This window comes from Pseudomonadota bacterium (assembly GCA_026390555.1).
In the GTDB taxonomy this organism is placed as follows: domain Bacteria; phylum Bdellovibrionota_C; class UBA2361; order UBA2361; family OMII01; genus OMII01.
In genome coordinates, this window is record JAPLFS010000008.1 from 1 (window position 1) to 7,196 (window position 7,196).

Here is a 7,196-nt window from a genome sequence, read left to right on the forward strand (position 1 = left end):
CGAAAAGAACCGATTAATAGAAGATATGTTTTGTCATGAAAAGCTCGAAGTCTATCAAAAGTCGGTTGAATTACTGAATAGGTTATTAGTGTTATTCGCCTCCTCCCAAAAGGAAATAGCGATATTGTCAACCAGTTGCGCCGCGCCGCCACTTCCATTTGGCGGCCATGCTCTCAAAGCTGGTTTTTAAGGGTTAACCGGTATCGGAGCGGGAGCAGGTAACGGGAAGCGGTTCACGTTCCAGCGCAGGGGTTTTCCATCTAATGTACACAAACTTATCGGTGAGGAACCAAAAATCTCAGCTCCTAATCCTACCTATTACTAGGTTAGCGTTCCTCTGAATAATCGCCCGGAACCGCTATAGTGAAGATCTCATCCGCTATGACAGGATTTATAACCACCTTCTTAAATAACATAATGCCCTGCGCCTCTAGCGGCTGATAGAGCGCGAGACTCATCGAACTGGGGCTAGCATTGCCCGAATAGTAGAGTGCGCCCTGCGCCCCTATCGTATCGTGCTCATTATTTAAGATATAAAATGCGGTCACGCGCCCCGTATTACCAGCGAGATCCCAGGCCACATGCTGCACCCTATCAATAGCAACCGATACCCCATCCTGCCCCTGCAGGATCTCTACCTGTGAGCAATCAAAGTGCGGCGCAATTCCGCTCACTATCGCTATAATCATCTCGCGCGTAATGCCACGAATCCCTAGAAAGCGCTCAAGCACCGCGGCGCGGTCCTCTGTCTCTAGATAGGTTTTATCCTGCGTATTAAGCAAAAGTATCTGTTCACCCTGCGTTACAAGAAGCCCCAGGGTAAAAGCACCCTCCATTGGCAATAGATCTATACGCAGATCCTTAGGCTCGCGCGTTACGATCACATAGCGAAACGAAATAGAATCCCCACTATGCGAGATAGTTGATTCTGCAAGGGACCTAAGGGATTCGATGGCGGGGCGCTCTTGATTGAGCTGCTCGCAGTGCGCCATAGATTCTTCGTATCTAAGCGGCGTGGCTTCCGGCTGAAATGCAGGAGCTACTGAGCATCCAGCAGTAAAAATAAGGCACAGGCAGCCCATACAGCTTCCTAAATTGACCATATAAGATCCTAACGCTACATATCCTGGAGAATGTCGAACCCCATCGAGGAGTACTCTTCCCGTTGAATTGGTGGCTTGCTGAGCTGCATCTTATCTATTCCTTGCAGCTCTGGGTGTTGCTGTAATATTTCATGCAACTTCTGCTTAATACGCTTATAGATCTGAGCACTATCCGGATCTAACAGCTCCTGGTCCTCAAGACTCTGCTCAACTATAGCCTTCATAAAAGCTACCGCCTTGTGCTGCTTTCCAACCGCGAGCAGCACCTCAACGTAGTGCTCTACGATAACGAGGTCCTCCCCGGAAAAATTAATAGCCTTTGATAGGGTCTCTTCAGCTAACACAAGCTGGCCCTGCTTAAACTGAATCCAGCCAAGGGTATCAAGGTAGTAGCCATCTGTTGGACTAACCTCAAGAGCACGTTGAATAAGCCCCTGTGCGCGCTCAAGCTCGGTTCCACTTTCGGCCAAGGCGTAAGCAACGTAGTTGAGCGCCTCGGAGTTCTTGGGGTTTATGACCAAGACCTGCTCCATAATAACGTTGGCCTGCGCCCGCTCTCCTCGATCTCGTAGAACAAGTCCCAGATTAAAGAGAAAGCGCTCCTCCTTTGGCTCTGTTTCAAGCGCGCTACGTAGCTGCTGCTCGGCCTCCTCATACTCATTAAGGTCACGCAGGAGTAGCACACGGTATAATATCAAATTCTTATTTCCTGGTTCCGCAGTAAGCGCATCCTCGATAACCTCCCTCGCTTGATCGAGCTTCTCATCCTGGCGCAGAACGAACGCAGCAAAGGTTCTGGCTTTAACATACATAGGGCTATCCTCTGTAATCTGAAGCAGCTCCTCTATAGCCTCTTTACGCTTGCCAGAGCCGGCATAAATTGACGCCAGGTAGTAGCGTGCTTCGGCATGGCTCGGATTTTTAGCAATCACCAAGCTTAGCTCACGCTCAGCTTCCTTGTAGTTCTGTTTCTCAATCTGAATTAACGCCACCTTAAAACGGGTATCGCTCGGGTCAGCTTCTAGCTCTTTCAACACCGTCAGATGCTGCAAAGCTTGATCGAGCTTGCTCTCTCCAAGCATCAGGTGTCCAAGCACTTTGCGCGCCAAGACGTTACTCGGATCTTTTTTGAGGATCTTCTCACACAGGGCCTTGGCTTTCTCGGTCTTATTTTGTTGCAAGAGCACTCGCAACAGTTCAGTAGCGCCGTTAGTAAGGGCAGAATCTGCCGCTACAACCTTGGAGTATGCCTCCTCTGCCCGATCGAGCTTGCTCATCTGCTCGTACACCCGTCCGAGGTAGTAGTATCCAACGATTTCGTTCGGGTGTTTAGCTATCAGCCTTCGAAGAATTTCAAGCGCCTGCTCATAGTTCTTCTGCTTCATGTATAAATTTGAGAGCAGTACATAAGCGTCAAACTTGCCAGGAGACTCCTCAATTATAGCACGATAGATCGGCTCAGCCTCTGAATCCCTTCCAAGACTTTCAAGAATTCCCGCGTATAATAAACGCACATGCGGATCGATCGGATCTTCGGTCATCGCTTTTTTGGCGGCCATTAAAGCCTTATCAAGCTCACCAAAACGGAGATAAAGATCCGCTAGCTTAGTGTGAATAATAGCTGCGGGCTCATCGTTAAGCTGATCGGCTTTGGCGAAGTTATCAAGGGCCCCTTGAAAGTCCTGCTGATTTAGCGAGAGCTGACCTATCACAAAGTGGTGCAGCGCGGCAGAGCGCTTCTCAACGTCCGGTGTAAAGGCGCCTGCAGAGGCGTTTGAAACGTCGACCTCGACTGTGCTTGGCATAGTGCTGGCGGGATCGAGGTTCCCTCTAGCACATCCGAGCACGGAGGATGTAAGGAGCACTGGAATAATTGATCTAATTAAACGCATCCCATAGTTCCAGCAAGGGCGTTGCAAAAATGGTTCGCCCGCAAGGACTCGAACCTCGATTTTCAGGGTCAGAACCTGACGTGCTACCATTGCACCACGGGCGAATATGTCCGAATCCTTTAAACGATCGGAACGACTCAGGTTATCATGCCAAGCAATGCGCATCAACCAGGCCAAGGGATGTTCGCTATAAACCAAACTACTTGACCAACCCGCTGTTCTTATTAGGAGTAATACTTACACTCCACGCACTCAAGCAATAATCGCAACTCCCCCTTGGTTTGGTTGAATCAGATTCACGACCGTGCTAGCGTGCCCAGATTATTGCTTGTGGCCCCATCGTCTAGTGGTCTAGGACGCTGGCCTCTCACGTCGGAAACATGGGTTCGAGTCCCATTGGGGTCACCACAATTCATCTTGTTCGTTAAAGATATGGCTAATACTACCCTGTTATCTAATACCACCCTGCTATCTAACAACTCTCAGCTACCTAAGAACTCTCAGGCAGAAAGCTTTGATTCCAGCTCATTTGAGATAAAGGTAGGCCTAGCCCGCATGCTCTGCAACGGCGTAATCATGGACGTAGTTGATGTCGATCAGGCTCGTCTAGCCGAGGATGCCGGCGCAATCGCCGTTATGGCCCTTGAGCGAGTTCCCTTCGATATTCGCCGTGATGGTGGCGTTGCTCGTATGAGCGATCCTCAGATGATTGAAGATATAAAAAATGCGGTCAGTATTCCGGTTATGGCCAAGATCCGTATCGGACACCTGGCCGAGGCACAGATCCTTGAAGCTATCGGCATCGATTTTATCGATGAGTCGGAGGTTCTTACCCCCGCAGACCCATACCTGCATGTTAACAAGCACCCCTTTAAAACCCCCTTCGTATGTGGCGCTACTAATCTGGGTGAGGCGCTCAGACGCATCAACGAGGGCGCTGCTATGATCCGCACTAAGGGTGAGGCCGGCACAGGGAATATTATCGAAGCGGTCCGTCACCTAAGGGATCTTCGCTCCGGCATTGAGGAGCTACGCACCCTCTCAGAGACACAACTTTCAGATAAAGCGCTCGAATATCGTGTTCCCCTGGCTCTCATCAAACAGGTACGAGAGCTCGGTAAGATTACGGTTCCAAACTTCGCCGCTGGTGGGGTAGCAACCCCAGCGGATGCTGCACTCTGCAGACAACTTGGTGCAGAATCGGTCTTTGTTGGCTCCGGAATTTTTAAGTCAGAGAGCCCAGCTAAGCTTGCGCGCGCCATTGTCGATGCAACCTGTTTTTATAACGACCCAAAGAAGCTGCTTGAGCTCTCGCGCAATCTGGGCAAAGCCATGAGCGGCATTGAGATCAGCCGCATCGAGCCCTCGGAGCTCCTGGCAAACCGAGGCTGGTAGGCGATGGCCCCACGGGTTGGTATCCTTGGTTTTCAGGGGTGCATTGAGCCTCATGAAGAGATCTTAGCCACTTTCGGGGCATCAACCCTACGTGTAACTAGTCCTCACGACCTTACTCAGATCGATAGACTTATCCTGCCAGGTGGCGAAAGTACTACGATGCTTCGCTTTATCAAGCGCTTTGAGATGGTGCCAGCGCTGCAGGAGTTCGCACGTCACCATCCAGTATGGGGGATCTGCGCTGGGGCTATCCTTGCGGCGCGCCAGGTGCATAATCCATCCCAGGGCTCGCTTGACCTAATCGATATCTCCGCACATAGAAATTTTTACGGCGGTCAGCTCGATTCTTTTACTACCGAGCTGCAAATTAGCTGTCAGGAGGCCCCTATTCGAGCGCACTTTATTAGAGCCCCCCTCTTGGCGCTCCTGCCACCAACTCAAGCGCGCCCCATACCAACTATTGAGAGCTCACTCTCTAGTCAACCGATCTTTATATCGCAGGGCCATATCTGGGCCTGCTCATTCCATATTGAGCTGACCGGCGATACGACCCTGCACCAACGGTTTATCGCTTTATAGTAGAGATCTCGTAACCATGCGCCGTACTTAAGGGGCAAAAGATCCGCTCTATCGCATGCGCTAAAGTTCCATCGGAGCTCCCATCCTCTGCTCTAAAGCAGAGCTGTGATTCCGGTATCTGGTTAAGCAATTCAATAGCCTTAGGACGAAACCAAAACATTGAGCCTGCAAAAAACCCAGGATTAATAGACCCTTCTAAAATTTGAGCCGGTATTAATAGCTTCTGCAGGATGCTCGTACTCGAACCACAGAAGCGCTCATTGGTTAGATAAAAGGCTGCGGGTCCGATTATTCCCACTGTACTATCCCGCCGAAAGATTGAGAGCGTCTTTGAGACAACCTCAGGACTCCCACAAAGCTCATCAAGCAACGCCATACGCCAGCGCGCCCCATCATCGCTATAGCTACTTTTTTTACCGTGAACCTTTAGCACCATCTCGTACGAGCTAAGGATTCCACTGCGATAGAGGGCTACAAATGGGCCGATATCACGCCCGCGATTCTCTGCGATAGCGATCGTTACAGACTCTGCTTGATCTGCACAATACTGCGCTATCCGTACTACCAGCTCCCTATGTGGGGTCGAAACGATCAGATCAAAGGGCTCCGTAATGTTACGAAGATACCCGCAGATCTGATCTAAAAGCTCAGGATAAAAGAGGTGCACAACCACAGCTATACGCGCAGGCTCTGCGCCTGGTGTTCTATGCCTAGCCGTAATTAGCTCGATTGCAGGTAGCGCTGGATAACGAACTGGATTGCGTACATGCCTCTGACAGTCCCTCGCCCAGCGCCGCTCAGACAGCTTGGCATGAATAGCTCTGGCGCACCTTCCTAGTACCGGAAGCTCCTTAATCCACGCTAATGCGGTGCGCGCTGATGGTATCTCAGTAAGGGTAGGTAGCGCTGACAAGCTATCGTTAGAGCTCATCCGTAAAGACCTCCGCCTCCTGTAGCGAGAGGCCCTGTGCATCCTTGGCCGAAACGATCGGTGTTTCCTGTATCTGCCAATCGATCTTAAGGGTCGGATCGTTCCAGGCTAGGCAACGCTCGTGCTGCGCCGCATAGTACTCAGTTGTCTTGTAGAGAAAGTCCGCACTCTCTGAGAGCACTACGAAACCGTGCGCAAAGCCCTCTGGAATCCAGAGCTGCTTTTTATTTGCCTCCGAAAGAACCTCTCCCACCCATCTACCAAATGTTTGGGAGCCTTTACGCAGATCGACAACAACATCAAACACCTCTCCAGCTATAACACGCACTAACTTGCCCTGCGGCTCTTTAATCTGATAGTGCAACCCGCGCAGCACTCCCCTGACGGAGCGCGAATGATTATCTTGAACGAAGGAAACTCGCCGAGAGATTACCTCTTCAAACCTTTTATGGTTAAAGCTCTCAAAGAAAAATCCACGATCATCCCCAAAGAGCTTGGGCTCAATCATGACAATATCTGGTATTGCTAGGCGCTCGACCTTCATAGTGTCTATCCCTCTATTACTACCGACCACCGTAATTGGTGTCTAACCAGGTGCGGTAATCACCACTCGTTACGCTAGAGACCCAGGCGCTATTATCGAGATACCACTGGATAGTCTTACGAATACCGGTGTCGAAGGTCTCAGCGGGCCTCCAACCTAACTCACGCTCAAGTTTTGAGGCGTCGATAGCGTACCTGCGATCGTGTCCAGGTCGATCCGTGACAAAGGTAACCTGCTCTGCGTACGATCCGCCATTAGAACGGGGCTGAAGTTCATTAAGGATCTCGCAAATGGTATGAACCACATCGAGATTGGCCTTCTCATTCCATCCACCTATATTATAGGTCTCTCCGATCTCACCCACTTCGAGAACCTTGCGAATAGCGACACAGTGGTCCTTCACATAGAGCCAATCGCGCACCTGCTGTCCATCTCCGTATACCGGTAAAGGCTTGCCCGCTAGGGCGTTAAGAATACAGAGCGGAATAAGTTTCTCCGGGAAATGAAATGGGCCGTAGTTGTTGGAGCAATTAGTTGTCAGTACCGGTAACCCATACGTATGGTGCCAGGCACGAACCAGGTGATCAGAGGCCGCCTTTGAGGCCGAATATGGACTGTTCGGTTCGTAGGGATGGGTCTCCTTAAAAGCTGGATCGGAGGGCGCTAGGGAGCCGTAGACCTCGTCGGTAGAGACGTGCAGAAATCTAAAGGCGCGCCTGAGATCCCCTTCGAGCTCGCTCCAGTAGCTACGC

At 50.8% G+C, this 7,196-nt stretch carries 8 protein-coding genes and 2 tRNA genes; 4 read left to right on the forward strand and 6 right to left on the reverse strand.

Translation table 11 applies throughout. The features are described 5' to 3' along the window. Nucleotides 1-190, forward strand: a 190-nt coding sequence (locus tag NTV65_00425) for a hypothetical protein (protein MCX6113670.1), incomplete at its 5' end; no start/stop codon positions are given. Between the two features lie 136 nt (nt 191-326). Here NTV65_00425 and NTV65_00430 read toward each other — a convergent pair. The 3 genes from NTV65_00430 to NTV65_00440 all read right to left on the reverse strand — a co-directional run bounded on the left by NTV65_00430 (nt 327) and on the right by NTV65_00440 (nt 3,099). Beyond that, on the reverse strand, nt 327-1,103 hold the full coding sequence (locus NTV65_00430; GenBank protein ID MCX6113671.1) for a hypothetical protein: 777 nt from the start codon (nt 1,101-1,103) through the stop codon (nt 327-329). A gap of 14 nt (nt 1,104-1,117) precedes the next feature. Continuing rightward, nucleotides 1,118-2,995 (reverse strand): tetratricopeptide repeat protein, encoded by a 1,878-nt coding sequence (locus tag NTV65_00435; GenBank protein MCX6113672.1) that lies wholly within the window; start codon nt 2,993-2,995, stop codon nt 1,118-1,120. A 30-nt stretch (nt 2,996-3,025) separates the two neighbouring features. Further along, nucleotides 3,026-3,099 (reverse strand) — tRNA-Gln (locus NTV65_00440). 228 nt (nt 3,100-3,327) lie between these two features. Between NTV65_00440 and NTV65_00445 the strand changes: the two genes are divergently transcribed. From NTV65_00445 to pdxT, 3 genes are all read left to right on the forward strand, one after another. Then, nucleotides 3,328-3,403 (forward strand) — tRNA-Glu (locus NTV65_00445). Nucleotides 3,404-3,427: 24 nt separating this feature from the next. Continuing rightward, nucleotides 3,428-4,390, forward strand: coding sequence for a pyridoxal 5'-phosphate synthase lyase subunit PdxS (gene pdxS / locus NTV65_00450; protein MCX6113673.1), 963 nt, complete (start codon nt 3,428-3,430; stop codon nt 4,388-4,390). 3 nt (nt 4,391-4,393) lie between these two features. Continuing rightward, complete coding sequence (gene pdxT, locus NTV65_00455) at nt 4,394-4,969, forward strand: pyridoxal 5'-phosphate synthase glutaminase subunit PdxT (GenBank protein MCX6113674.1); 576 nt, start codon at nt 4,394-4,396, stop codon at nt 4,967-4,969. Here the strand turns inward: pdxT and NTV65_00460 are convergent. From NTV65_00460 to NTV65_00470, 3 genes are all read right to left on the reverse strand, one after another. After that, nucleotides 4,956-5,900, reverse strand: coding sequence for a hypothetical protein (locus NTV65_00460; GenBank protein MCX6113675.1), 945 nt, complete (start codon nt 5,898-5,900; stop codon nt 4,956-4,958). The two genes, pdxT and NTV65_00460, sit on opposite strands and share 14 nt — an antisense overlap. Then, entirely contained in the window at nt 5,890-6,444 is a 555-nt protein-coding gene (rfbC, locus tag NTV65_00465; protein ID MCX6113676.1) for a dTDP-4-dehydrorhamnose 3,5-epimerase, read from the reverse strand. The genes NTV65_00460 and rfbC overlap by 11 nt, the downstream gene beginning before the upstream one ends. Before the next feature lie 19 nt (nt 6,445-6,463). Beyond that, a partial coding sequence (locus tag NTV65_00470) for a dTDP-glucose 4,6-dehydratase (protein ID MCX6113677.1) occupies nt 6,464-7,196 on the reverse strand: 733 nt, incomplete at its 5' end.